This window comes from Sporosarcina sp. FSL W7-1349, from assembly GCF_038003045.1.
Classification (GTDB): Bacteria; Bacillota; Bacilli; order Bacillales_A; family Planococcaceae; genus Sporosarcina.
On the sequence record NZ_JBBOOK010000001.1, the window covers coordinates 938,399 to 962,604 of the forward strand.

The window sequence follows — 24,206 nt, forward strand, 5'->3', positions numbered from 1 at the left end:
CTCCAAATACCATTCTTTTTTAAGGAGGTTCAGGGCTCCCCTTTCATCCGACGAGGCCCTGAAACGACCTCCTCTTTTAATAATTTTCTCCGCTGCAAATGCTGGCGGTGGTAATCGACGGATCGACCGTATTCATTTCCTCTGTAAAGCCATAGGGCTCGATCAGTTCCGCGAGTTTGCCGCTTTCTTTCAACTTTTGCAATTCGGCATTATACGCTTCCCGAAGGTCATCGTCCCCGTTCAAGAATGCAGCTGCTCCGTAGCTTGGCACGCCTTCGATATCGGGTTGCTCGAAATCATTGACGAATTCCAGTTTCTCGTTATTGGCAGACTCCAACGCCATTTTAATCGTCATTTCCGTTCCCGTTGTCACATGAGCACGGCCTGATTCAACAGCGGAGAAGGAAGCCGGGATATCCGGTACTGTCGTAATTTGATTTTCCGCAATTCCTTCGCGAAGCATGAAATCTTTTTCAGTCGCACCGCTCATGACTGCCACTTTAATATCCGGATTGTCGGCGATGTCTTTGTAGCTATGCAAATTCATCGGATTGCCTTTTTCGACGATCAACCCTTCTCCATATTGGATTTCCGGCTCGCCAAATGCGACATTCGTACAACGGTCCGGCGTGATTGCCATTCCGGCTGTAATGACATCAAATTTCCCTGCACCTAATGCTGGGATGAGTTGCCCGAATTCCGATAGCTGTCCATCCACTTTCTCGATCCCCAGGTTGGCAAACACTTCTTGAGCGATCGCCACCGCGGCTCCTTTCAGTTCGCCATCTTCTTCATACGCATACGGCTTCTCATTGGCAAACCCGATTTTGACTGACCCCTGTTCTTGTAACGTTTCTAGTTTATTTCCTTCTTTTCCGTTGGCGGATCCCGCATCTCCACTACCGCAAGCAGCAAGAACGAGCACCATAACCAACGAAATCAATCCAATGCCTAGTTTTCTCACAATGTTCCTCCTTAATTTTTTTATAAAGCTATTTTTTGATAGTTACTAGGTTAACATAGCTGATTTTAAAGTTCAAACCGATTTCAGAATTTTTCATGGCATCCTGAAAATTTAAAAACTCAGTGAACCCCGTTCTGATAGCGTTTACAAGAGGTTTAAAGTTTTAAGAAAAAAAGTTAATTTTTTTTCTGGAATCGTAGAAAAACAGAGCTTTCCACCTATTTAGGAACATTTTTTTAATTAGTTATTTCCAGAAGGCTATATGGAAAAATAAAAAACGACAACAATTATGAATAATTCCATAATTATTGTCGTTCTTTTTATATTAAATTGTTTTTATCTATTTTCTCACAAGAAGGTCCTGCATTAATCCCAAAAATTGTATATAACGTCTCCAATATGACTTGGTCGCCAATGTTTCCACAAATCTTTTTCCCCATCTTCAAACTGGACATCACGTAACGGTTGCTCCAATTCAGCTGAGGTGCAAACACGGTAGCCCGCTTCCTCAAAAAGCGCTGCCCATTCCACAGCATTTACGAAACGGATTGTTCCAAAACTCACTTCAACAGCAAATGAAAGGTAATGATAATGAGCATTCAGCAATATGAATAACCCTTCCGTTGTTCGGATGTGATGGAAATTGGCAGGATACGCAGCCTTTTGACTGACATCAATCGATTTTCCTAGCATTCGGGCAAAAGAATAGCTGTCCGCTTGAAATGTTTTGAAATCCGTCACGGGCAGGTCCGCCCCAAAACCTGAAATCCCCCTTGGCAGCATACCTATTCTAATCGTCCGGACGCTTTTATTTGATCGAGCAATGCTTCACAGCCTTCTGTGACGAGTTCATAAGTTTCTTGGAAATCTCCCGTAAAATAAGGATCAGGTACATCCTTTCGACGCTCGGTCAAGTCGAGCAAACGCAAAATTTTCGGATGATCCGGCTGTCCGAGCATCCGACGGATATCTTCCATATTGCTACTATCCATACCGACAATAAAATCATACGTTTCAAAGTCTGACGTCTCCAGTTGGCGCCCTGCCATCCCTTCCGTCGAAATGCCGTATTCTTTCAATTGGGCGATCGTTCCGGCATGTGGTGGCTTCCCGATATGCCAATTGCTCGTGGCGGCTGAATCGACTACTATGACATCTTCCAATTGCTCCTGCTGTACCAAATGACGGAACACCGCTTCCGCCATAGGCGATCGACAAATATTTCCGAGACAGACAAATAAAACACGAATCATTCAGAACACCTCTTTCACTTAGTCAGAATTACTTAATTTCCCATGTTATAAACATCATTTACTGGGCAGTTTAGGTGTAAAGCACAAAATACGAATTTGGAGGGATACAGTTGAATGAGAATTCCATCGTCAACCACGGGATATCATTAGCGCTAAAGGCAGGCGTGATTTTTCCCATTGTGTGGATTGTCTTATCGCTCATTTATGGCGTTTCTTTTTTCCATTCCACCCTACTGGGGATTGCTCTATTACTTGTTTCCTATGTAGCCGGGGATATGATGGTCTTGCCGAAGATGGGTAATGGCGCAGCTACCTTTGGCGATCTGATTATCGGTTTTCTCCTCCTCTGGGGCGGACTCCACTTGTTGGGTTATGATAACTCCTTCGGCGAAGCTCTGCTGACAAGCGCCCTCATCACTTTTGGTGAGTTCTTCTTCCATGTTTGGATGCTCCGGACCCAATTTTCTCATCATCATGTCTAAAGCAGGACTCCGAAATCCGCTCCGGTGTTTCGGAGTTTTTCTTATGTACTTAATCTTTGGATTTGCCCCGTTTTCTCAAGCACATGAAGAATTTCCATAATCAGAATTCCTAACAAGGCCCCAAAGGCATATAAAATGATAGCAGCAATTGTCCAAAATTCAAAAGGGAATGTTTCCGGCAAAATAACGATCAGTAGGCAGAATAGCGTAATCGCAGCTGCTATGCCCATACTCACATAGATAAAAAGCGCTCTCCATTTACGCTCGGCATAACCGGGATTTTTCGGTTTTGATTGCCGATACATATAGGTAAAAAGGAGTGAAGTCCCCAGCAAGATGATGATAAAATAAATCGTGGGAAAGATATGGACCAGCAATGGGATCATCATAAAAACAGCCATTCCTGCAATTGCTGCAAGCGCACTGAGCATCGAAACTCGCTTCGGGAAATCCCGGTGCTTGCGCCACGCCCAGAGTAGACTTGCGGCGATGAGGAGTACCACGCCGACGTTCAGAATCATCCAAGCATAAAAAGAATCTTGAATGACATAACTGGACAAGTAGGCGACGAACAACAGCCAAATCACAGCACAGACAATGGCATTCACGCCTGATTTCCATATTTCAATCATCCTGATCTCCTTTCATCAATTCTTTTAGTGCTTATGCGCTACTCCAACTGAATCCTGCCATTTGAATCGATGGAAATCCGTTGTCCTTCGCCCCAAGTAAAGACGAGCGGGAATGTTTCCGCTAAGGCATCCGAAAAATACCATCTGCGGCCTGGCGGGACCAACACAACATACCAATCATCCTGTCCGAGAAAATTCAAGCCGCTCGGATCGACTTCCGTCCCTTTGCGCAGCGGAATGCCCGCATCCATCAGCTGCTCGCCGACATCGGTGACAAAAGGCGTTACAATGCCAACTTCACTTAAGTTAAGAAAGGATTCTTTCGTCAAATCGCCAAATAAATCACGCTTTCGGCGTCCGATTAATTCGACAATATTTCCGGCTGGATCTTCAAAATACATGGAGTCTGCATCGAATCCTGGAAAATAAATTTCATCGCGTCCACTGTCACGATTTAAGGTGAGTCGATCAGATAGCCAATACCTCATCATGGAAAATTGGTTGCCTGGGATATTGATGGCAAAGTGTTGAACTACCCACCACTTAATTTCTCCGAAAATTTGAAGTGAGGGATTCCTAAGAACACCGGCGCAGTCGCCAGTTATGGATTAGGCTAGCCCCGCAGTCCCTGCGGTTAGAAGTCTTATCGCTTCATTTTTTAGGTTGATGCTTGCGTTCGTATCCCTGTCGTGATGCTTGCCGCATCCCTTACATGTCCACTCACGCATTGCGAGATTCTTAACGCCTTTATTTCGATCGCCACAGCAAGAACAAAGCTGGCTGGAAGGGTAGTTCTTTCCGACGATTACCACTAGTTTTCCATACCATGCCGCTTTATACTCAAGCACCGTACGAAATCGCGACCAAGACACCTCGCTGATGGCTTTCGCCAACTTGTGATTTTTCAACATGTTGCTTACTTGCAAATCCTCCATTCCGATCACATCGTGGTTTTTGATGAGATCGGTCGAGACTTTATGCAAGTAATCGGTTCTCGCGTTTGCAATCTTTTCATGCAATCGCGCCACCTTACGCTTTTGTTTCTGATAATTCCTTGCTTCATCCAGTCTGCATTTTCGTTTCAAAGCCAATTGCTGACGCCTGGACAGGACACGCTGGGCCGCGGCCAGCTTCTTTTCCAGTGTGCGAAACCATTTCGGATTTCCAAACTCTTGACCTGTGGAAAGGATTGCAAAGTCTTTTACCCCTACATCGACTCCAACGGCCGAGCCGGTTTTAGGCAACTCCTCCACCTCTGCCTCCACAAGAATTGATACGAAGTATGTGCCGCTTGGATTGCGTCTGATCGTGGCACTCAGAATGCGCCCTTCCACTTCACGGCTTTTCGCAAAACGGACCTGACCAAGTTTCGGCAATTTAATTCTGTTACCTTGAATGGCTATGTTCCCATTCGTATGCCTGGTCGTGTAGGATTGCACGTGATTCCTTTTGGACTTGAATCGGGGTGCTTTGTTCTGCTTCTTAAAGAATCGTGCAAAGGAATCGGCAAGGTTCTTAAGCGAGGATTGAAGTGCAATGCTGTCAACTTCTTTCAGCCAGACTAGTTCCTTTTTCAGTTGTGTTAATTGGGAGGAACAAAGATTATAGGTCAATCCCTTGCCAGTTTCTTGATAGGAACGGCTCCACTTGTCCAAAAAGTGATTGAAGACAAAACGGGAACAGCCGATCGTCTTAGCGATCAATATTTCCTGTCCTTTGTTTGGATAGATGCGGAACTTGTATGCTTTTTTGACCAGCATTGCTTTCACCTCACTTCATGCCTTGGTTTTCAATATACTTTTTCACGGCATCGATAGGAGATCCACCCGTAGTGAGCAGACAGAAACTTCTCGACAAGAACATTTCTTTCCATAACTGTTTCCTAAGCCGTGGGAAGTCCCGTTTTATTAGCCGAGAACTTGCGCTTTTATACGCGTTGATGAATTTTGATAACTCTGTGTTGGGGTGGGCTTTAAACAGAACGTGAACATGGTCTTGATCATGATTCCATTCCACTAGGGAGATATTGTATTTATCTCCCAGATTGACAAACATATCTTTAGCGTAGTTTGATACTTCGTCGTCAAAGACTTCTATGCGGTATTTAACAACCAACACAAGATGGTCATACAGTAAGAACACTGAATGATTATTACTATCTAATTTCATTCAAACGATTCGTATAAAACGTCGCCGACTTGATCATCCTCATATCCCCTTTTCCATTTGTCATGACTGCTTGTGTTACTACTAGTATACGACAATCGCGCTCCTGCTTCTAGAATTCCCGATCCGCACTAGAAAAACCCAAGCCTTGAAAAGCTCAAGCTTGGGATTCCACATGCCTCTTCCGTTATGGGCCGTACTCTGCAATCAGTCTAACTTGACTCGAATCACTTGCCCCGTGTTGGCATCCACTTTCACTTCGTATTTCAAGCCTTGTGCGGTTCGTATATCGATTTCATAGATCAACCGTCCATCATCATAGTCCAACTCGGCTTTCACTACATTTCCAGGAACTTGTTCCTGCGCAATTGATATGGCCTGCTCTAGTGAGATTCTCCGATATTGCGGATTTTGCCAATGATTCCCCCAATATCCGTCGTTTCCTTGCCAATGCCGATTCGTCAATGCGTTCCCCCCAATTCATTCAGTCCTTATCATCGTATGACTTGGGGCATGGATGGGTTCCAAGCGAGGGCATTTAGTTCCTATTTCAATTTGCTACACGTAACATCTCACCATTTCATCGCCTTCAACTTGTCCATTAAATACTGGCGGTAGTCGGGCGGCAATTTCCAATGCGCTATTTCTTCAAATAAGCTATCACACGTCCGAAATCCTTTAACAAAGCCATTCAACCGTGCCGCAAAGGTGGAGTCGACGAGCAGATGTTGATCTGGATATAATTCCTTTAATTGTTCTAGAGCGGTTGGGTATCGCTTCAAATAATATTTTTGATGGCGCTCTTCCGCCAAGGTGAAGGTTTCAAACGGGGCAATCTCCGTTTCGATCGCTTCGCCCAGTTCCCCTTCCATCTCCCGCTTCACTCGTTCTATCACTTCCAATTGCTCGTCGTCGTGATAGCGTAAAATAGACAAGTATTGCCTGCCTTTATAATGGCCTCGGTTTGGATAGTGGTTCCGCCAAAACTGCCGAAGCACGTCTTCAAACCGAATCACTTGGGGATCAAACTCCACTTCCACCGTTTCACTATGATCCCCCATTTCCCGATATGTCGGCGCTGCAGTCGTCCCTCCAGCGTAACCGACACGCGTCCGCATGACGCCCGGCAAGCCGCCGAAACGGGCTTCCGGCCCCCAAAAGCACCCCATTCCAAATGTTGCGGTCTCTACCTTCCTATCCTGCAATTCCGCTTCGATATGAACGATGGTCCGATGTTGAAATTCCATACGTATCACTCCTTTTATGACTATAGCCGAACATCCCACAATCAAATCAATTGCTTTTCTGTTCCCTTGCCTTATTCTGTTACAAAAAGGAGTGGATTTCCACATGGAGAATCTGGATCGAGACATCAAAACGTATTTTCAAAAATTGGACCGCAGTTTTTTTATGGACACGCTCCAAGAGTTCGCGTCATACGATGAACCTATTCCAATCGGTTATGAGCAAACGATTTCGCAGCCATCCCTTGTGCTGGATATGACATTATCCCTTCATTTACATCGAGATGCCAAAGTGCTGGAAATCGGTACGGGCTCCGGCTTTCAAACCGCGATGCTCGCTCCCTTTGTGAAAACTGTTTATACGATTGAGCGCATTGAGGCCTTGTACACTCGCGCGAAGGAGCGGCTGCAGGAAGCCGGTTTCACCAATATTCAATTCAAAATGGATGATGGAAGCACGGGCTGGGCGGAACATGCGCCGTATGACCGTATCCTTGTGACTGCGGCTGCGGCTAAAGTGCCTTCTGAGCTGCTCGACCAATTGGCGCCAGGCGGAATCATGATCATTCCAGTGGGAACTCCGTTTCTTCAAGACCTATGCAGGATAACAAAAGAGTCAAATGGCGGCATTCACACCGAGGTCCTGGAATCCGTCCGCTTTGTTCCGTTGAAAGGAAAATATGAATAGAAAAATGATGCCTAGCAGAGGACTACAATCCGTGTTTGGCAGATTTGCATGTTTAATAGGCAAACGCATGGGGAAGAAGATTACCAGCACCACGAATACAGAATCTTAGAGGAGGAATTCACAATGGCAAAAGACAACAACAATGACAACGGTAAAATGACGGTAGAAGAAGCAGGACGCAAAGGCGGCGAAACAACTTCGGAGAGACACGGCCATGAGTTCTATGAAGAAATCGGCCGTAAAGGCGGAGAAGCGACTTCCCGAAATCATGACCGTGAATTCTAAGAAGAGATCGGACGTAAAGGTGGAGAATCCCGTGCTCGCCAAAATGACAATGATGACAACGACGGCAAGATGAGCAAGGAAGAAGCAGGTCGAAAAGGCGGAGAAGCGCGAGCGAGACAACGGAAAAACGATTAATTCAACATATGGAAGGGCCCTGTTCGCAGGGCTCTTTTTTCGGGATTCCTCCTTTACTTCATTCCAACCAATGCCTGTTCTGCTAAAAAGCGTTTCACTGTTTCCAGATCATTTGTGCACAATGACGCCTTGGAGGCATCAAGCACAGCCCGCTCTTCAGCATCAATGTAATCCGACAGTGGAATCGCATTGAAAAACTTTTTCCACGGATGGCGTTTTTCCAATTCCTTCACTTCAAGCTGGATGTCTTCAGCAATAATTTCATTGACTACAAAGAACGTCTCTTTCATACGGACATCAGGAAAACGTTCGGCTAGCACATTCACCTGGCGGGCATCCCAATCCTCTATCCTCATCCATGTTGTACTTCCTACATTGTCGGCCGTGCCCATTACTTCATCCGTCCAATTGTCGTATTGCTCATCGGCTAGATCTTCATTTGAAATGATGGCGACACTAAAAAATGCTTGCTCGACGTGTAATTTCTTCTTTTCGAACATGAGACCCTCTCCCATCATAAAAAAGACAGGATGAATCTCACCCTGCCCTCAGAAGTTTCTATCTTAAAAAAGGAAAAAAGTGTTCCAACGTGAGAATGATCGCTACGACTACGACAATTTCAAACAAGGTACGCAAGCCGTTCGGTTTCCGTTTGTCTTTTTCCCAGAAATGATTTTTGATGATCATGGCCGCGGCAATGACAATCACGAGTTGAATCGGTCCCATTCCAAACCTCCTGGCCTACCGGATGGCCTTATTTCACTTCCCATTTATGCGGAGTGACCACGCCTTCGGGACTGACTACAAAACGGACCCGCTTAGGCCATTTCTCGCCCTCATCTTCGCTAATGTAGAGAATGATTTCTTTTGTGCCGACCGCCGGAACTGAAGTCCCGATAATTTCGCCCCACATGGGCACACGCGATTGAATTTCATAGGAAGCGACTCCTTTCCCGATCGAACCGGCTGTTGGAGCTTTCTTGTTTATGAGGTCCGCCGCCTTGTTCACGCCTGGCACTTTGCCGAGCACTTTCATCATACCAAGCGTTCCATACAGATTGGCTACCGCTTGAGTTGTTTTTCCGGCATAGTAATTGAATTGACCTTGTTCTGCGCCTTGCGTATAATACTGCAAATTCGGGTTATCTTTGAACAGGATGAAATTCCCGTCTATCACTGCATACTTGACGTCATGCCCGTACAGGTCGATCGAGTCTGTTTTCACACCAAGCGCGTCATAATTGATCGGTGCGCCTTCGCTGATGACATGATTCCCGTGTTCTTGCTTCCAGAGGATATTCCCTTCTGCAAGTTCCTCCAGCGGCTTGTCGACCGCCGCAATTCTTTCTTGCGCTGAAGAGTCTTTCGCCGCCTTTTTCATCCCTTTCAATTCTTCCAGATTGAAGTAGCCGTTACCGACATCCTCTTTCTTTTCGCCTGATGATAACGTACCTCCGACCGGCGTCGTGCGGTGATCCAGTACGACCTGGAGCGGTGCCCCGGCAGCATACTTAGCCCACTGGTCGGACGGGAACGATACATCCGTCAAGTTATCTTCCATAAGGGACTGGATGTCCATCAGCCATAGCTCCATCGTCAACAAATCGGACTCCACACTCGCTAACGCATCCGTTTGGGTCGAATCAAACATGTTCAAATCGGCAATTGTTCGGTCCCGGCGTTTTTTTGCCGTATCCACCCCGCTTCGGACATCGCTGTCATCCAAATTCGGCAGGGCGACAATATCGGCGACTTTGGCCATGATGGCATTCGCTTCATCGGTCAACCCCGATGTCACTTGGGAAATTTCCGTCAGACCTTCCTCTACATCCCCTTCCAAGAAACTCTCTTGGATATAGCCGTCAGGATTTGATTCCAACGTCTCCAACGCCGCTTCCATCTGGTTTAGCACGCAATGGAAATTGCTTTTGAAAAGCTGCATGAATTGTAAGAGCGGCAAATGGCAATCCTGGTAAAAGGCGCGGATGGCATTCCCGCCTTCCCCTTTCAGTGCATCGTCCATGCCGACCAACTTCTGGATCGTCGTATCGATTTGCTGGATTTCCCCTTCCAGCCGATCCAGCATAGCTATGTTTTGTTGCAGACCGTCTGTGAAAGTGCTCACCTTCAGGATCTTCATTTAATCATGCTCCTTTGATCGAATGCGACGGCGGCACCTGCAATCCCCTTGCCGACATGTTCGTCCGATGTGCGGATGAATTCTACCGACTTCTCCGTCGTTTCCATGTTTTTGAGCAATAACGTTTTATAGTTAGTCAACAATGTCTCCAACTGCGTCTGCAACGTGGTCAATTTGGTGACGACGTCCAACTGGTTTTGGGAGATGGGGGGAACAGCTTTCGGATCCAATCCTTCCGCTGCCCCTACAATTTCACCCAGCTGGTTTTCCACCTCTGCGTATATGACTTTCATTTCTGTCATGGTGATGCCTCCCTCTCAAGTATTCGCGGCCCCTTTTGTTCTTCTTACGACTGCGCAGACGCTGCCGCCTGTTCCGCCAGCAATCGGTCGATCGTTGCTTGGATTTGCACGATTTCCGCTTGCAGCTCCGCAATTTTGGCCGCAATCGCGTCAAACACTTTTGTGAATTGATCGCCGGATAGCTCCAAGTAGGAAGCGTGAATATCCGCATCCCGGATATCATCAAAATCGGAAGCATGCTTTCCATGCCATGTCGTCAACGTCAATTCCGGTTCCAAGCATTTCCCTTCGTTTTGCTGGAATTCGCCTTGCTTGCTTTCCAAGTTTGCCTGACAAGCTTGCAGCCGTGCCACCTCATTCAATTTCTTCGCTTTTAACGCGATATAAAAAGCTATCATGAGTGACTCCCCTTTCTCCTCTCCTCCGCCGGAGATTCTTGAATAATTTTCGGTATGAAAACGGTGAACAGCACGATGGCCCCGATGGCGATCAACAAGATGAAAACCAACGTTCGGCCGCCCGAATTGGAGGACGGTCCATCGAGGACACCCGGCCCTGCCGCAGCTTCCTCACGCTTTGGCACTTCATTGGCAAATAGGCCGAGTTCCTTCGACTTGGCAGCCACGGTGCCCCTCTCACTCCGTTCCGCTTTCCGGAACAACTTCACCGTGTCGCCGCGGTCCGGCAATTTCCGGCTCCCATCGAAATGGATATCGAATTGCTTCGTCGGAATCGTGTTCTTCATCTCGATCTTCCCTGCATCATGCAGATAATCGGTGTTCTTTTTAAACTGTAACCTCTCATACAACACCGGTTCCAATTCCTTGATGGATTCATCGGAATTTGCGGTCCCGATTGCCGGCCGGGCGATCCAACTGAACGCCACTAATAGAAGAATTGCAACTAGCTTCCTATTCATACCGTTATTCCGCCGTGGAAGTTTCAATTTTTCGGGGACGATTGAGAAAATAGGAAATTGCTAACAGGACTACGGCAAGTAAACCGACGATGGTCGCACCCCATCCGAATAGGGTTTCCGGCTCATACTTGATGGAAATGAACACTTTCGATACGAGATCGGGAACTTTGATTTCCGGAACGCCTAAGACGAGCAACGGAATCATGTACATCCCCATGAGCACCATGGCAGCAATCCATCCGACCGTCGGATTGACATCGAGTGCTGCCCGGATGAGCGCGGCGCCCGCGAGCAATAATAATACGGTGAAAACAGTCCACTCAATGGCCCGGTCGTCTCGGAGTATATACATATTGACGCTATATAGACTGATGATCAATCCGACAAGCAAGGATAATAGGACGATCATTCCCAATCCGACACGGGACCCGATCCTCTTCCCGAACCGATGGGTGAAAAAGCCGATGAGCAAGCTGCTGATTAATAAGATGACGAACAGAATCAGTGGCGGCACTTTCTTCATCTCTTCTGCCAACAGTGCTTCTCCCCGAATTTCCAACGGATTGACGAGATAATTGAATACATAGCCGTTTTCCTGCCCGTCAACGTAGGTGTTGGCGAGATACCCTTCGATATCACCTTGGAATTCGGACATCTCCTCCAGGTTGGTCTGCCATTTATCACTGAAGATGGCGGAGGTGTCTTTCAAATCATTCGCTTTCCCATATAAATCGACTGCATAGTTGACCAAACCATCTTGCCGTTCAGACAAGGAGGCCATCTGGCTGCTCAACGACACCAGTTGGGAGCTGATATTTTGCTGGCCGCCGAGCACTTGGCCTTCCGCGACTGCCTGGACCGGCTCCCCTTCGGTCGATTGAAGCTGTGCCAAGAGAGTGGCCGCTTGTTCGTTGATGGAATCCAAATCACTTTGTAACGCTAGATGTTGTTCTTCCATCGATTGCTCATAGCCGGACATGATTGCGGCGAATGAAGAGCTTACATTGCCCATGCCAAGTTCGGTCTGCGGAATGCTGTCGCCGACTGAACTCCAACCCGCCAGCTCTTCCTCATTCAGTTTCACGACCTCGGCTAACAGGTCCTTCACCACTTTGTCTTTCAGCAGTTCCTGTTTCATCGCTCCCCGTTGGCGTTCTTCAAGCATGTACTCGTATTGGTCCAATTTTGCATAATAGGACATAAGTGAAGCGGTATCTGCAGACACAGGAGTTTGAGTGAACAGCTTTTTAAATTGTTCTTGCTCCACAGCCGACAATGCCGGATTTTTCAGCAAGGCCTCTTCTCTCAAATGAATGGCATAGCGGATGCCGGTCTGGTCTGCTGGCGTATTTTCCAGAATCGATCGGAACGTGTTGAACTTTCCAGCAAGTGTTTCGAACGACGCATAGAGATCATTATATTCATTGGCTGCTGTCCGCATATCTCCGGCATCGGTGTTGGCCATTTCGTTCATGGACTGAGCCTTTTCTGCCATCGAATCGTTGAGCGATTTAAACTCTGTTTCCAATTGGGTGATGTCGGCTGCCAACTGCAGGCCAAGTTCATCCTCCCCGACTTTCGTCTTCAACATGGCCAATGAGGCTAGGAGTTCCTGTAACTTCTGTTGTTCCTCAGCCATATTGGGCGTTGCCCGGTTAGTTTTCTCCTGCGATTTTGCTAGCAGATCATTTTGGATGGACTGCCATTCTTTTTGATAAGGCAAGCCTTCGATGTCTTCAGATGAGAATGGTTTGCTGGCACCTCTCTTCCCTTCCTCCAGCTCTTTTTCCAGCCGGCTGAAAAGCGAGTGGTTATACCGATCGATGGCCGTCCCTTGTACGGCAAGCAGTTCGTCCACCTGGCGATCGACCTGCTGTTGACGCAGCTCGGCCAAGGCATTGAGCTTTTCTTTATTGTCCTCGATTGCTTCATTCACTTCCGTAATCTTGGAGTTCAATTCCTCATTGTTTTCCTCCAAGGCTAGGAGAGATTCGTTGAATCGCTGCGTTTGCGCGGCAGCTGCGTTCTGGATCTTTTCCAAACTAGTCGTTTGCACTTGCAGCAAAATGTCCTTTTGCTGGGCTTGGAAATTTTTATACTGATCGACATAGGAGACAAAGTCGGACAATTCCGCACCAAATGTTTCCGCATTCTGGATATGCGTGTTATGGGCTTCCCCCGCATTGCCGATGAGGGAACGGATTCCCTCCATTTGTTCCTTTTGCTGTCTCATCTTTTCTGCAAGCGCCTCAGAGCCTGGCTTGTAGTATTCGGACATCGCATCAAGGAATTCAGTCTCCTTCGTCAGGATCGTATCGAATTCCTTTTTGATATGGTCCATTTCCAGCGCGACATAACTCCAGTACAATGTGGAGATTTTGTCATTCACTCGGCTAGTCGCTTCTTTGATTTCATTTAGCACTTTTTCCTTTTGTGCGCCATCCTTCTGACGTTGCACTTGGTAGGAAAATTCCGCTTTTTGCGGATTTCGCTCGTCATACGACATGATGCGCTCCGAAAAATCGGAAGGGATATAGACGATGGCTTCGTATTGGTTCGACTTCAGTCCATTCGCCGCCTGACCACGTCCGAGCACTTTCCATTCATAGGGAGAATTGTCGGAAAGGATCGAGACGACTTCCTTTCCCATCTCGATCGACTCCCCGTCCCGGGCATCCCCGAGGTCTTCATTGACGATAGCGATGATCCGCTTCTGTTGGCCATTCACATGGAGAAGACTGCCACCTAACAACTGGAAAAACACGATGGGAATTGCAAGAATTAACAGCATGACGGCTATCAATCTAATTTTTTGTTTTTTATTGCTACTCATTGCACAATCTTCCTCTCCAACTTGCATAAAGGTGTGAGCACTTTTAGGTCATAGCCGTTCAGGACGTAGTGGACATAGCCGAGCGGCAATTCCGGCTCTTTCCGTTCATACGGCAAGGTGTACAACGTCTGCTCGGATTTCCTCATGAAGAGGAGGGCTTGCCGCACGAGCTTCAACTCATTCGTGAACGGATCATACCCTTTCGTAATTTCCGCATTCGTAATGGACACGATGATGTTCAAACCTAAATGCGAGTATTTCTTCATCAGCTTCGCTAACCGATCCTGAATTCCCGGATCGACGGTTTGCAAAAATCTCGTATAGCCGTCGATGATGAAAAAGGATGGCAGGATCGTCGTCGGCTTGCCATTCTGAAGATTTTCCAAATAGATTTCTTCGGTCCTTTCGAAGTACAATTCCACAACTTGTAGCCAATCCGCCAACCGCTCTTTCGTCTCCAAGTAGTCGACGTCTTCCTCTTTGCCGAACTCCACCAATCCTCGGTCGAACGAGTCGAAAATGCCGATGAAGCCCTTCTCCTGTTCGTTCAATTGATGAAGCAGCAACTTCAGTAGGTTCGTCTTGCCGCGCTGCGGCTGCCCGATGATCAGGCAGTGATTGGTCTTGGTGAAATCAAGCAAAACAGGTTGCACGGTCTCCTCATCCAAACCGATCGGCAATTGGCCAGCTTGTAATGGACGTTTCACATAGTCGAAGAAATTATCGGTCGTCAACTCAAGCGGCAACATTGGAATCGGTTCGGCCTCCGGATGGCCGCGATATTGTTCTTTGATGGACCGGACGGCTTTCTTCACCGATTCAAGCACTTCCCAATCGGTTTCTCCCTTCGCCGGCAAGTAAACTTGAGCAAAATGCGCCTCTTCCTTTTTAAGGACCGCGCGTCCCGGGAACGGCTCCAAATCGAACGGCACACGTCCGACAATACCGAATGCTTCCGAGGAGTCCATCAGATAGTGCACAATTTTCGTTTTGAGATTGTTCATGAGAGACTGGCGGACGGATTGGGCCCGGGTCGCCCCGACAAATAGATAAATGCCGAGCGATTGCCCGTCCCGGCCGAATTGATTCAGTAGCAGTTCGGTCTCTTCCATTTCCTCTCGTACAAGATCGTAATTGTCGACGACGATGTACCAGAATGGGAACGGCTCGGAGGCCACCTCGTTATACATGCCGATATGGCTCACTTCCGCTTGCTGGAATGCCCGTTTCCGCTTGGCGATTTCATCTGTGATCCGCTTGATCAGCTTCTGGCGTTTCAAATCTTCCCCAAGCGTGAAATAATCCGCCGTATGCGGCAGTTGGCGCAGGGGCAATAAAGAACCGTTGCCATAATCCAGAATATAGAAATGGGCTTGTCCCGGAGACAGCTTCTCCGCGATGCCAAGCGCCAACGTCAACAACGTATACGATTTTCCGTAGCCCGGTGAACCGAAGACGCCGACATTCCCGTCCTCCATCAAATGGTAACCGATCGGGGATTGGCTCTGCTTTTCGGCTTCATCGATCATGCCAAGTGGGACAACGGAAGGTTTCAGCTCCGTCTCTGTCGTTCTGTCAATCCGTAAAGCAAGCGGCGGCAGCCATGGGCTCGGCAATTTTTGGATTCCGAGTTCCTGCTGGGTTTGGACGATTCTTTCTGTGACTACTTCGATTTCGGTGATCTTCGTTTTATTTAAAGCAGGGCGGGTTTGAATGCCGGATAGCGGATATAATCCGAGATCCGTTACGATGGCGATTTCATCCTCGCCTTCAAACGTTTCTTCCATGTAAGGGGCCCGGCTCCAAGCCGATTGGAATAATTCATATACTTCATTGTTGCCGACTTGCAAATAGCCTCGGCCGGTCACCGTGATGGAAGCCGCGTCATTGTTTTTCAAGATTTCCTTACTGTCCGATTCGTCTTGCACTTTCAAGGCGACCCGGAAACGGGCGTTACTCCAAATCTGTTCATCGATGACACCGCCCGGCTTCTGTGTCGCCAGGATGAGATGGACGCCTAAGCTCCGGCCGATTCGCGCCGTACTGACCAGCTCCCGGATGAACTCCGGCTCTTCGCTTTTCAATTCGGCAAATTCGTCCGAAATGAGCAGCAGATGCGGCATCGGCTCTGGTGCCTTCCCTTCTTTGTATAGCGTCGTATATTCATCGATATGCGAAACGCTGGATCGGTCAAACAGGATCTGTCTGCGCTTCAATTCGCTGTTGATGGAAGCGAGCGCCCGCATACTGAAGTTCTTACTTCCCTCGATGTTCGTAATCGTCCCGAGCAGATGCGGGATGTTCTTGAATGGCTGAGCCATCCCGCCGCCTTTATAGTCAATTAACAAAAAGGCGACTTCATGGGGGTGAAACTTGACAGCAAGCGATAAGATCAGCGTCTGCAAAAATTCACTCTTCCCGGAACCCGTCGTCCCGGCGAGCAAGCCATGGGGGCCATGCGCCTTCTCATGGAGATTCAACTCTACGGCATCTGAATTCCCTTTGAAACCGATCGGCACTGCCATCGATTTCGCAGATTCATTCGTCAGCCAAAACTGCTCGATCGGCAGCTGTTCGACCTCTTTTACGCCGTAAAGTTCCAAGAAGCTCACCATCTTCGGAATGGAACTGACCATGCCGACTTGATGATTCAGCGTCTTCAACATCCGGGCGTATCGCTCATTCGTCCCGTCGTCCACTCGATCGAGCCGAAACGGGACACGGACCGCCTTTTTCGCATCCATGATGATCTCGCCTTCCCGCTCATTCAAATAGCGGACGAGTGTCTTGGCGTTCTCCGGGATCCGTTCCTGGGCACTCGCTGTGAAGATGACGGAAATTCCAAGTTCCTGCAAGTTCTTCCCTTCCAAGAATTCCAGGATGCTATGTTCCGCAATCAATTGATAATCCGACACGATGAACACGAGATGTGGGGCAAAAATCACCTTCCCTTTATTCTCATCGCCATCCCGTTCCCGGATCACTTCGTAAAGCGAGGACAAGAGCTGGTCCCGCGTCTGCTCGTTATGAATAAACCCTTTCGCATGCATATGCGGCAATGTGAAGTGAGGCAGCCACTTCATCCATTTCACTTTCGGATAATCGGCATGCTTGAAAATATAGATGAACCGCATGTCATGGTAGCTATGGAAAAAAGCGAGCTGTCCAACCAATTGGTTCAACTCGTTCCGGAGAATCGACTCTTTTCCGATCAACCCGACCGTGCCTTTCGCTAAACTTGCCGTAATCGGGGCATCTGCAATTTCCTTGAATGCAGATTCCATTTTTTGCGACTGGGCCAGCAGATCATCTGTATCCCGGTTCGCCAAATCCCCGGAAGACAAGGAAATCTGGTAGCTGGACGGGACGGCTCCTGAGCCGAGACGGAACTCCAACGCGTCATGGCTATCCAATGTCTTCTCCCAAATGCGGCCGGACAATTGGTTCGTCATATGTTTCATCTGTTCAAAAGAAGGAAAATGAAAACGAAGGACATCTTTCTGTTTTTTAGCTAATGCGTAGAGCTCTTCCCGCATATTTTTCAAATACGCTGTGTAGACGCGCTTCCTTTTTTCTTCGCCCAACTTCCGTCTTTTTTTGTCATTGAAATATTGGACAGTGGACGTCAGGAGCGTCACCGTGAACATCGTGATGGAAATGATGATGAAAATCCCGCGTGGTATCAAAATCGCCACAAGACCCAACACGATCAGCATGACGAGCGGCGGCAACACGATGAGCCAAAGCCCTCTGCCTAAATTATCGTTCTCCTGCGTAGGGAACGTCAGGTTTACTTTTTCATCCGGCAGCTCATGGATCATACGGGGGGTCCGACGATAATCAGGATAGATTTCCGCCATCTCGGACTTCGGCAACTCGAACTCGGGAAGTTCCGTCCGATAGGCACCGACGGAACGGATGGCAAGTACATCCGTTTCCAGCAATCGGATTTCCATCGACTCCCATTGCACCATATCGCCGAGCTTCAGCTGCGGATGGCCTTCCAGCTGCTCCCCGTTCCGATACAATCGGCAAGCGTCGTCCATTTCAATGCGCCATCCCGATGATGTCTTAATAAGAGAAAAAGAGCCTCCCGGCCGAGCAGGAAAGGCGCGGCCCAGAAGTTGACAAGTTGCATGATCGTTTTGACACCCGAAAGAGATGACCTTTTCGAACCCGGTATAATACGTCTTCTCACGGGACATGGAGGATGTCACATAAAGATCCAGCACCCTCCCTTTCCGGGGAATGGACACTTTTCCTTCTTTCGTCAGAACACCTAACAGCTCCCCGTCTTCCCGGAGATCAAACCCGTCCTTCCCTTCCTCCATCATCATGGGGCCGCGGGGGAACGGAAACGTCAACATCGTCACGTCATCCTCGACGGAAGGACCAATTGTCAGACGTTTAAAATCGTATTCCTGGAACTGGACCCGTTGCGAATACCGGTCATAGAACAGCCAAAGCTCCACCTAACACTCACCTACTTTCATGTAAACTGCGGACATCATTTATTCACCTGAAGGCTTCGGCTCTTTCTCTGAAGCAGGGGCCTTCTGGGTTTCCTCATCAGGCTTCGCCTTTTCTTCAACCGGCTTTTCTTTTGAAGTCGGAGTGGCATCGGCCGGTTTGTCTTTCGATGCAGGCGATTCCTCCTCTTTCGCCGGCTGTTTCACCTCCGGCTTGTCTGCCTCGGCAGGCTTTTCCTGATCCGCTTCCAATTGCTGCTGCATTTCGGCTTCTTGTTCCATCAGCTTTTCATATTCTTCGACTTCGTGATCGATTTCCTCCAACAGCCGCTGCTTCTCCTCGCCTGTCAAATCTTTTTCCGCTTGGATCTCTTCCCGCCTTTTCAATAAGCCGTAGACAAGCAACTCGCCATCTTCCATCGACCTTGCCAAATCGACCGCTTTTTCCGCTTCCGCCCGGCCGATGTAAATCCAATATTTCAAATAATCCGCATCGGTCTGCAATGTGATATTGGCCAAGACATTCCGTTTCTGCTCCTCGTCCAGCCGCTCGTTCGTGACGTACGCATACGCCGCCTCATACAACACGACATAGGGCATCTTTTTCACACTTTGCGGCTCAAGGACCGTCACAACTTCACTATACCGATGGTTCAAAAATTGCTGGTGACTCGCCAAATACGCTTCATTCATCGGTTTCTTATAAATGAAATAATGGAACATGAAAATAAATGCGGGAATCAAGATAATCCCGAGAGCGAATGTGGTCATTTGCCAAGTCTTCCATTTCTTCTTCGGCATCTGTATGTATAGTTTCTCTTGTTGATCCAGCCACTCGATTTGTCCTTGGCAGTATGCTTTTAATTCTTGGGGATCGGCGGCGGATAAAATGGCGGATTCAGTTGCATTCAAATTCAAGGCGTCCGCGTATTTGATATATTCGTCGAACGTTTTGGATCCATCTACGGCGGCGGCGACGGAAGCTTTCGTTTCCAGCCAGACCCGGTTCGGATCCTGTTCGGCAGGCGGCAATCCGTCAATCACACCGTAATGGATGAAAAACGGCTTCATCCCTGCGTTATGGACGATGTTTTCCGGACAGACGACAACAGTCAGCCGTTCATGCGGATGGTTTTCCACCTTCTCAATGAGCTGGTGGGCAAAGATCCATCTCGTTTTCAAATCTTCCTTCCCCAAAGATTCGAATGGATGGAAAGTGGGCGGAATTGTTGCTTGGATGATCAATTCATCCTCCGTCACCCGGATCTCCTTCCGGATGGCCGGTTCAGCTTCCCGCAGGAACTCGATGACGGCCTGACTTTTCAAGCCAATCCGCTCTCGATGGAAAGCCAAGGTGACGTGCTTTTCTTCCCGGAGGACTTCGGTATCTACTAAACTTTCAAAATAAGAGCTGGTCTTTTTGGACATCCCGATTTCCCCTTCACAAAATTTCAAGCCGGTCTCCGGTCGTGATGCCGCATTCGGCCAACGTGAGATAACCCGGAAATGCTGTCTGTTTATTCACCACCCGTACCCAATGCCCTTCCCGTTGCCTTTCGGAAATCGAGCGGGCTTGCCATGCGATGTCGATCATTTTCTTGATCGAATGAAAATCAGAAAGCCGCAAATCGAATTCTTCGGCATCGTAGCGGGACAGATCCACGGTGACTTCTATGTACATGATGGTCCCCTCCAAAGAAAGAAGCGCCTTCCACTTGAAAGAAAGACGCTTCCGAATACGATACATATGGATTGCATTCAGCCGCGAATTTGACTTGCCACTTGCTGGTCCGCATCTTGCAATGCTTCCCCTGCACGGTTCAACTGGATTCCGATTTCGCTCAATAATTCTCTCATTTCATTGAAATGCGGCTTAAGGCGTTCGTATTGCTCTGCGAATGCGACGCTGGAAGCCCCTTCCCAGACGGATTGCAATTCGCCGATCATGCCATCGAGACGGCCGATTTGCGATGCAACTTCCCCCGATTCGTGGTTATAACGGTTGGCCATTGCCGTAAGCTCTGCGGGTGTAACGCGAATGATTCCTGACATGCTTCATCTCTCCAATTCATGTAAATTTTTTATAAAATAACTGCATGGAAAGAAGGATCCCCCACCTTTCCAGTACAGGTATTTCCGTTCCAATGGAAAATCAAAGCAAACGTTCACTCTAATGAATAGCATACTCGGAATTTCCTTGTCAAAAGAACCCAAAACCCGTCAAAATAGCGATAGGCATTGGGTACCGAGTTATTAGTCACCACTGGCTGTCGAGGAAGGAAATTCGGTCTGAACAACTACCTGATTCCGTATAAAAATTGAGTATTTATTGATAGAAAATAAACCAGATTACTAGCTTTCTGTTTCTTTCGATTCATTTATCGCGTATTTTCCAGTTGACTACCAATCAAGTGGGAACGAAACGTTGGATAAGAGGGGATAACTTATTGTAGACTTACGATGAACTAGGAGGTTGGATAATGGAGATTGGCATCAGTACTTTTGTAGAAACGACACCCGATGTAAAAACTGGGCAGACGATCAGTCATGCCGAGCGGATCCGGGAAGTGGTGGAAGAAATCGTTTTGGCGGATGAAGTTGGATTAGACGTTTTTGGAGTGGGCGAGCATCATCGGAAAGATTATGCCGCCTCCTCCCCTGCCGTCATCTTGGCGGCCGCGGCCTCCCGCACAAAACGGATTCGACTGACGAGTGCCGTGACGGTCCTATCCTCGGCGGATCCCGTCCGAGTGTTCCAGGACTTCGCGACATTGGACGGCATATCGGATGGACGGGCGGAGATCATGGCAGGACGGGGATCATTCATCGAATCGTTCCCTTTGTTTGGGTATGATCTGCAAGATTATAATGAACTGTTCGATGAGAAGTTGGATTTATTATTAAAATTGCAGTCGGAAGAAATCATTTCTTGGACCGGCAAGCACCGCCCGTCGATTCCGGGCCGCGGGGTGTATCCGCGTCCCGTCCAGACACCGCTACCGATCTGGATCGGAAGTGGCGGCACGCCGCAATCGGTCGTCCGTGCAGGACAATTGGGGCTGCCGCTTGTCTTGGCCATCATCGGCGGAAGACCGCTGCAATTTGCCCCGCTAGTTAAACTGTACAAACAAGCGGCCGCCCAAGCGGGACATGATGTAACCCGGTTACCGATCGCCTCCCACTCGCACGGCTTCGTTGCGGAAACGGACGAACTGGCGATGGAACAATTTTTCCCTTCCACTCAATACGCCATGAATGTCATCGGGCGGGAACGCGGCTGGGGACATTACGACCGCGCAGCATTCGATGCGGCGAGAAGCTTGGAAGGCGCACTGTATGCGGGAAGTCCGGACACAGTTGCCGAAAAGATCGTCCATCTGCGAAAGCATGTCGGCATAACCCGCTTCATGCTTCACGTCCCGCTCGGCTCCATGCCGCATGCGGACGTCCTGAACGCCATCCGGCTGCTCGGCACGAAAGTGGCCCCGAAAGTGCGGCAACAAATCGCCGAATGGGAAGCCGATTTATAAGGAAAACAGCCCTTCGCGGATTTGCGAAGGGCTGTTCTATATATAATGGAAAGGATACAATTAAAAACTCGTTACTTTCCAGTTCAGGCGGACGCTTTTCACTCCAAGTTACCAAGTACAAACCATTTGTCCACACTAAATAGTTTATTTTCCTCAAAATTATCATGTTTAATTCGAAAACAATACAAATCTTGAATGCTGCTACTGCATTTTCTCGATGTTGCATTCGTAATGTCTATATTTGACCATAGTAATAATCCCGAGAATAGGTCCAATCGCCAAAACTATGAAGACCCACTCCCAACCTACGATTCGCTGAATAATAGGGATGAGATTTATAGAAAAAATAGTTGATAGGAAACCGATGCACATTTGAAAAGTAAGGGCCGTGCCGATATACTCCTCTTCGGCTACTTCTGACACTGCTGCTGAAAATTGGGCGGAATCAGATATGACAGACGCTCCCCAAACAAGGGAGATAATTAGAGTTAACCAAATAATTTGCCCAAATGTAAAACCTATTAGGATCGAACAGATTGCACTGATTGCCATAGATATAATCGTCAAATTGGCCCTTCCGATTTTATCTGAGATGAGTCCCCCCACCACACAACCAATCCCTCCCGCAATTCCGATGGAAAGAAAAGAGGACAAAGCAATGAACCATTGAGGAATTTCGGATGAATAGTTTGAGAAACTAGCAGATAAAAATGCGGGAAGCCATGTCCACATCGCATACAATTCCCACATATGGCCGAAGTAACCATAATTCGCAAGCATCACTGGTTTATTCAGAACTACTTTTTTATTAATTTCAAAGAGAATGGCCTGCTTTTCGATTTGACCGGGGCAGCTTCTAAAATAAACAAAACGATGAATGCAGATAATAAAGCCAATACGGAACTACAGACGATCACGAATTTCCAACTTACTGAAGAAAAGAACATAATCACAAAATGGGGCAATGAAGATCCTAATGTTAGTGCGGCAATTAAAATTCCAATTGCCAATCCACGCTTTCTCGGAAACCATTCTGATAAAATTTTCACAGCAGTTGGGTATACACCGGCAAGGGTTATTCCAGTAAATACCCTCAGCAAAATACCGAAACCTCCGAAAGTAACTAGGATTAATAAGGCATTCAATATGGCACCTAGCAATGCGGAAATTGCGAAAATTTTTCGGGGGTTAAAACGGTCGGCAATCCCAAGAAATGAACTACATAACGCTCATATGACAAAACCAATCGGTACAGAAGCAGAAAGCCAAGCTTCCGAATTGGAGCTCAGATTCCAGATTCCAATCAGTTCGGGCGCAATCACTGAAGCGCTAAACCATAGGCCTAAAGCACATAATTCTGATAAGCCAATCCATCCCAACGCTCTCCAAGAACCTTGAAACATACTATCCCCCCAAGTAAAATTGTCTTCCACCATACTTGTGTAAAGTGATTTGTGTCTTTTAATTAAGAATTTCAATTTTTTTGTTGTGCAGTATGTGTATGTAAATGGAAAGGTCCGGCAGAAAGTTTTCCTGAATGAATGTCTTCCGCACCAAGGATGCGTAGAAATGCTGTTAGTATACGAAAAACCGTCCTACAAAACAAGCGGACCCTTGCTTATAACTTCCGGAATATCGGGCACTTTAGGAGGGAACTTGATTTTTCTGAGGAGAGGAGGAGCCGCAAATTGGTGAAAATCGCTGTTGAACAACCGTACGAAGATGTGATGGCAGCTTTGCAAGCAAAAGGCTATGAGGTGAAGATGTTCAATACCGACGAAGAGGTGACTGGCTATGATCTAGGTATCGTCCAGGCCATCAACGAAGGGAACACCCATGAATTCAACTTCCCGGTCATCACGATGAAAGGCAGATCCATTGATGACGTCATGCAGGCGGTAGAGGAAAAAGTGAATCTTCTTCAGTAACTCGAGTAGGTAAAGAACAGAATCTGTGGCAACCGCCTGGATTCTGTTTTTTCATGGAGCGACTGTCGATATTAACTGCTTCAGCCATTCAATCATATAATATTTCAGTTTGACACGTATTTCTGTTATGAAAAAAAGGAAGTAACCGCCTCCTTTTGAAAAGGTATGACAGCTACTTCCCGTTTGACCGGCCATTTATCCAATCAATAGTTTAATACCAACGATTTCGACAAGTT

Annotated in this window: 26 protein-coding genes and 1 pseudogene; 6 read left to right on the forward strand and 21 right to left on the reverse strand. The window is 47.7% G+C overall.

Annotation, left to right across the window (positions count from 1 at the left end):
* Window positions 1-76 precede the first annotated feature (76 nt).
* From ehuB to MKY41_RS04715, 3 genes are all read right to left on the reverse strand, one after another.
* Window positions 77-964 (reverse strand): ectoine/hydroxyectoine ABC transporter substrate-binding protein EhuB, encoded by an 888-nt coding sequence (gene ehuB / locus MKY41_RS04705; RefSeq protein WP_340743941.1) that lies wholly within the window; start codon window positions 962-964, stop codon window positions 77-79.
* 366 nt (window positions 965-1,330) lie between these two features.
* On the reverse strand, window positions 1,331-1,705 hold the full coding sequence (locus MKY41_RS04710) for a hypothetical protein (RefSeq protein ID WP_052484014.1): 375 nt from the start codon (window positions 1,703-1,705) through the stop codon (window positions 1,331-1,333).
* A 44-nt stretch (window positions 1,706-1,749) separates the two neighbouring features.
* Window positions 1,750-2,217 carry a low molecular weight protein-tyrosine-phosphatase gene (locus tag MKY41_RS04715; RefSeq protein WP_340743942.1) on the reverse strand — a complete coding sequence of 156 codons (468 nt, stop codon included), beginning with the start codon at window positions 2,215-2,217 and terminating at the stop codon, window positions 1,750-1,752.
* Window positions 2,218-2,327: 110 nt separating this feature from the next.
* On the opposite strand from MKY41_RS04715, the gene MKY41_RS04720 reads away from it, so the two are divergent.
* Window positions 2,328-2,699, forward strand: a complete 372-nt coding sequence (locus MKY41_RS04720) for a DUF2512 family protein (RefSeq protein ID WP_340743943.1) — start codon at window positions 2,328-2,330, stop codon at window positions 2,697-2,699.
* A 41-nt stretch (window positions 2,700-2,740) separates the two neighbouring features.
* On the opposite strand, the gene MKY41_RS04725 is transcribed toward MKY41_RS04720, so the two are convergent.
* The 6 genes from MKY41_RS04725 to msrA form a co-directional block, all read right to left on the reverse strand.
* On the reverse strand, window positions 2,741-3,331 hold the full coding sequence (locus tag MKY41_RS04725) for a hypothetical protein (RefSeq protein WP_340743944.1): 591 nt from the start codon (window positions 3,329-3,331) through the stop codon (window positions 2,741-2,743).
* A 38-nt stretch (window positions 3,332-3,369) separates the two neighbouring features.
* Window positions 3,370-3,822 (reverse strand): hypothetical protein, encoded by a 453-nt coding sequence (locus MKY41_RS04730; RefSeq protein ID WP_340743945.1) that lies wholly within the window; start codon window positions 3,820-3,822, stop codon window positions 3,370-3,372.
* 117 nt (window positions 3,823-3,939) lie between these two features.
* Entirely contained in the window at window positions 3,940-5,091 is a 1,152-nt protein-coding gene (gene tnpB / locus MKY41_RS04735) for an IS200/IS605 family element RNA-guided endonuclease TnpB (protein ID WP_340743946.1), read from the reverse strand.
* A gap of 10 nt (window positions 5,092-5,101) precedes the next feature.
* Window positions 5,102-5,500, reverse strand: a complete 399-nt coding sequence (gene tnpA / locus MKY41_RS04740; RefSeq protein WP_340743947.1) for an IS200/IS605 family transposase — start codon at window positions 5,498-5,500, stop codon at window positions 5,102-5,104.
* Window positions 5,501-5,704: 204 nt separating this feature from the next.
* Window positions 5,705-5,962 (reverse strand): PepSY domain-containing protein, encoded by a 258-nt coding sequence (locus tag MKY41_RS04745; protein ID WP_340743948.1) that lies wholly within the window; start codon window positions 5,960-5,962, stop codon window positions 5,705-5,707.
* Window positions 5,963-6,069: 107 nt separating this feature from the next.
* The gene (msrA, locus tag MKY41_RS04750) at window positions 6,070-6,744 is read right to left on the reverse strand and encodes a peptide-methionine (S)-S-oxide reductase MsrA (RefSeq protein ID WP_340743949.1); all 675 of its coding nucleotides are present in this window, start codon (window positions 6,742-6,744) and stop codon (window positions 6,070-6,072) included.
* A 103-nt stretch (window positions 6,745-6,847) separates the two neighbouring features.
* Between msrA and MKY41_RS04755 the strand changes: the two genes are divergently transcribed.
* Together MKY41_RS04755 and MKY41_RS04760 are read left to right on the forward strand one after the other, a co-directional pair.
* Window positions 6,848-7,429: a protein-L-isoaspartate(D-aspartate) O-methyltransferase gene (locus tag MKY41_RS04755; RefSeq protein WP_340743950.1), complete on the forward strand. Its 582-nt coding sequence runs from the start codon at window positions 6,848-6,850 to the stop codon at window positions 7,427-7,429.
* Window positions 7,430-7,552: 123 nt separating this feature from the next.
* Window positions 7,553-7,711, forward strand: a pseudogene (locus MKY41_RS04760) (KGG domain-containing protein); the annotation flags it as partial.
* 191 nt (window positions 7,712-7,902) lie between these two features.
* Here MKY41_RS04760 and MKY41_RS04765 read toward each other — a convergent pair.
* The 11 genes from MKY41_RS04765 to MKY41_RS04815 form a co-directional block, all read right to left on the reverse strand.
* Window positions 7,903-8,349, reverse strand: a complete 447-nt coding sequence (locus MKY41_RS04765) for a hypothetical protein (RefSeq protein ID WP_340743951.1) — start codon at window positions 8,347-8,349, stop codon at window positions 7,903-7,905.
* Between the two features lie 58 nt (window positions 8,350-8,407).
* Window positions 8,408-8,575 (reverse strand): hypothetical protein, encoded by a 168-nt coding sequence (locus tag MKY41_RS04770; protein WP_340743952.1) that lies wholly within the window; start codon window positions 8,573-8,575, stop codon window positions 8,408-8,410.
* Window positions 8,576-8,603: 28 nt separating this feature from the next.
* The gene (locus tag MKY41_RS04775; protein ID WP_340743953.1) at window positions 8,604-9,989 is read right to left on the reverse strand and encodes a ribonuclease YeeF family protein; all 1,386 of its coding nucleotides are present in this window, start codon (window positions 9,987-9,989) and stop codon (window positions 8,604-8,606) included.
* A complete protein-coding gene (locus MKY41_RS04780) occupies window positions 9,986-10,291 on the reverse strand; it encodes a YwqI/YxiC family protein (protein ID WP_340743954.1) in 306 nt (101 codons plus the stop codon). Before MKY41_RS04780 ends, MKY41_RS04775 begins: the two co-directional genes overlap by 4 nt.
* 44 nt (window positions 10,292-10,335) lie before the next feature.
* Window positions 10,336-10,689, reverse strand: a complete 354-nt coding sequence (locus MKY41_RS04785; protein WP_340743955.1) for a YwqH-like family protein — start codon at window positions 10,687-10,689, stop codon at window positions 10,336-10,338.
* Window positions 10,686-11,210 (reverse strand): type VII secretion EssA family protein, encoded by a 525-nt coding sequence (locus tag MKY41_RS04790; RefSeq protein WP_340743956.1) that lies wholly within the window; start codon window positions 11,208-11,210, stop codon window positions 10,686-10,688. Before MKY41_RS04790 ends, MKY41_RS04785 begins: the two co-directional genes overlap by 4 nt.
* A gap of 4 nt (window positions 11,211-11,214) precedes the next feature.
* A complete protein-coding gene (esaA, locus tag MKY41_RS04795; protein WP_340743957.1) occupies window positions 11,215-14,043 on the reverse strand; it encodes a type VII secretion protein EsaA in 2,829 nt (942 codons plus the stop codon).
* Complete coding sequence (essC, locus tag MKY41_RS04800; RefSeq protein WP_340743958.1) at window positions 14,040-18,515, reverse strand: type VII secretion protein EssC; 4,476 nt, start codon at window positions 18,513-18,515, stop codon at window positions 14,040-14,042. The genes esaA and essC overlap by 4 nt, the downstream gene beginning before the upstream one ends.
* Window positions 18,516-18,554: 39 nt before the next feature.
* On the reverse strand, window positions 18,555-19,940 hold the full coding sequence (gene essB, locus MKY41_RS04805; protein ID WP_340743959.1) for a type VII secretion protein EssB: 1,386 nt from the start codon (window positions 19,938-19,940) through the stop codon (window positions 18,555-18,557).
* A gap of 13 nt (window positions 19,941-19,953) precedes the next feature.
* Window positions 19,954-20,193, reverse strand: a complete 240-nt coding sequence (locus tag MKY41_RS04810) for an EsaB/YukD family protein (protein ID WP_340743960.1) — start codon at window positions 20,191-20,193, stop codon at window positions 19,954-19,956.
* A gap of 77 nt (window positions 20,194-20,270) precedes the next feature.
* The gene (locus tag MKY41_RS04815) at window positions 20,271-20,564 is read right to left on the reverse strand and encodes a WXG100 family type VII secretion target (protein ID WP_041074643.1); all 294 of its coding nucleotides are present in this window, start codon (window positions 20,562-20,564) and stop codon (window positions 20,271-20,273) included.
* A gap of 428 nt (window positions 20,565-20,992) precedes the next feature.
* Here MKY41_RS04815 and MKY41_RS04820 point away from each other — a divergent pair, with 428 nt between their 5' ends.
* Window positions 20,993-22,042: an LLM class flavin-dependent oxidoreductase gene (locus MKY41_RS04820; RefSeq protein ID WP_340743961.1), complete on the forward strand. Its 1,050-nt coding sequence runs from the start codon at window positions 20,993-20,995 to the stop codon at window positions 22,040-22,042.
* A gap of 201 nt (window positions 22,043-22,243) precedes the next feature.
* Here MKY41_RS04820 and MKY41_RS04825 read toward each other — a convergent pair whose 3' ends face one another.
* Window positions 22,244-22,822 carry an MFS transporter gene (locus MKY41_RS04825; protein ID WP_340743962.1) on the reverse strand — a complete coding sequence of 193 codons (579 nt, stop codon included), beginning with the start codon at window positions 22,820-22,822 and terminating at the stop codon, window positions 22,244-22,246.
* Here MKY41_RS04825 and MKY41_RS20765 point away from each other — a divergent pair.
* Both MKY41_RS20765 and MKY41_RS04835 read left to right on the forward strand, forming a co-directional pair.
* Window positions 22,793-23,440 (forward strand): hypothetical protein, encoded by a 648-nt coding sequence (locus MKY41_RS20765; RefSeq protein WP_445683299.1) that lies wholly within the window; start codon window positions 22,793-22,795, stop codon window positions 23,438-23,440. The two genes, MKY41_RS04825 and MKY41_RS20765, sit on opposite strands and share 30 nt — an antisense overlap.
* A 293-nt stretch (window positions 23,441-23,733) precedes the next feature.
* A complete protein-coding gene (locus MKY41_RS04835) occupies window positions 23,734-23,970 on the forward strand; it encodes a YkuS family protein (protein WP_340745635.1) in 237 nt (78 codons plus the stop codon).
* Window positions 23,971-24,206: the final 236 nt, after the last annotated feature.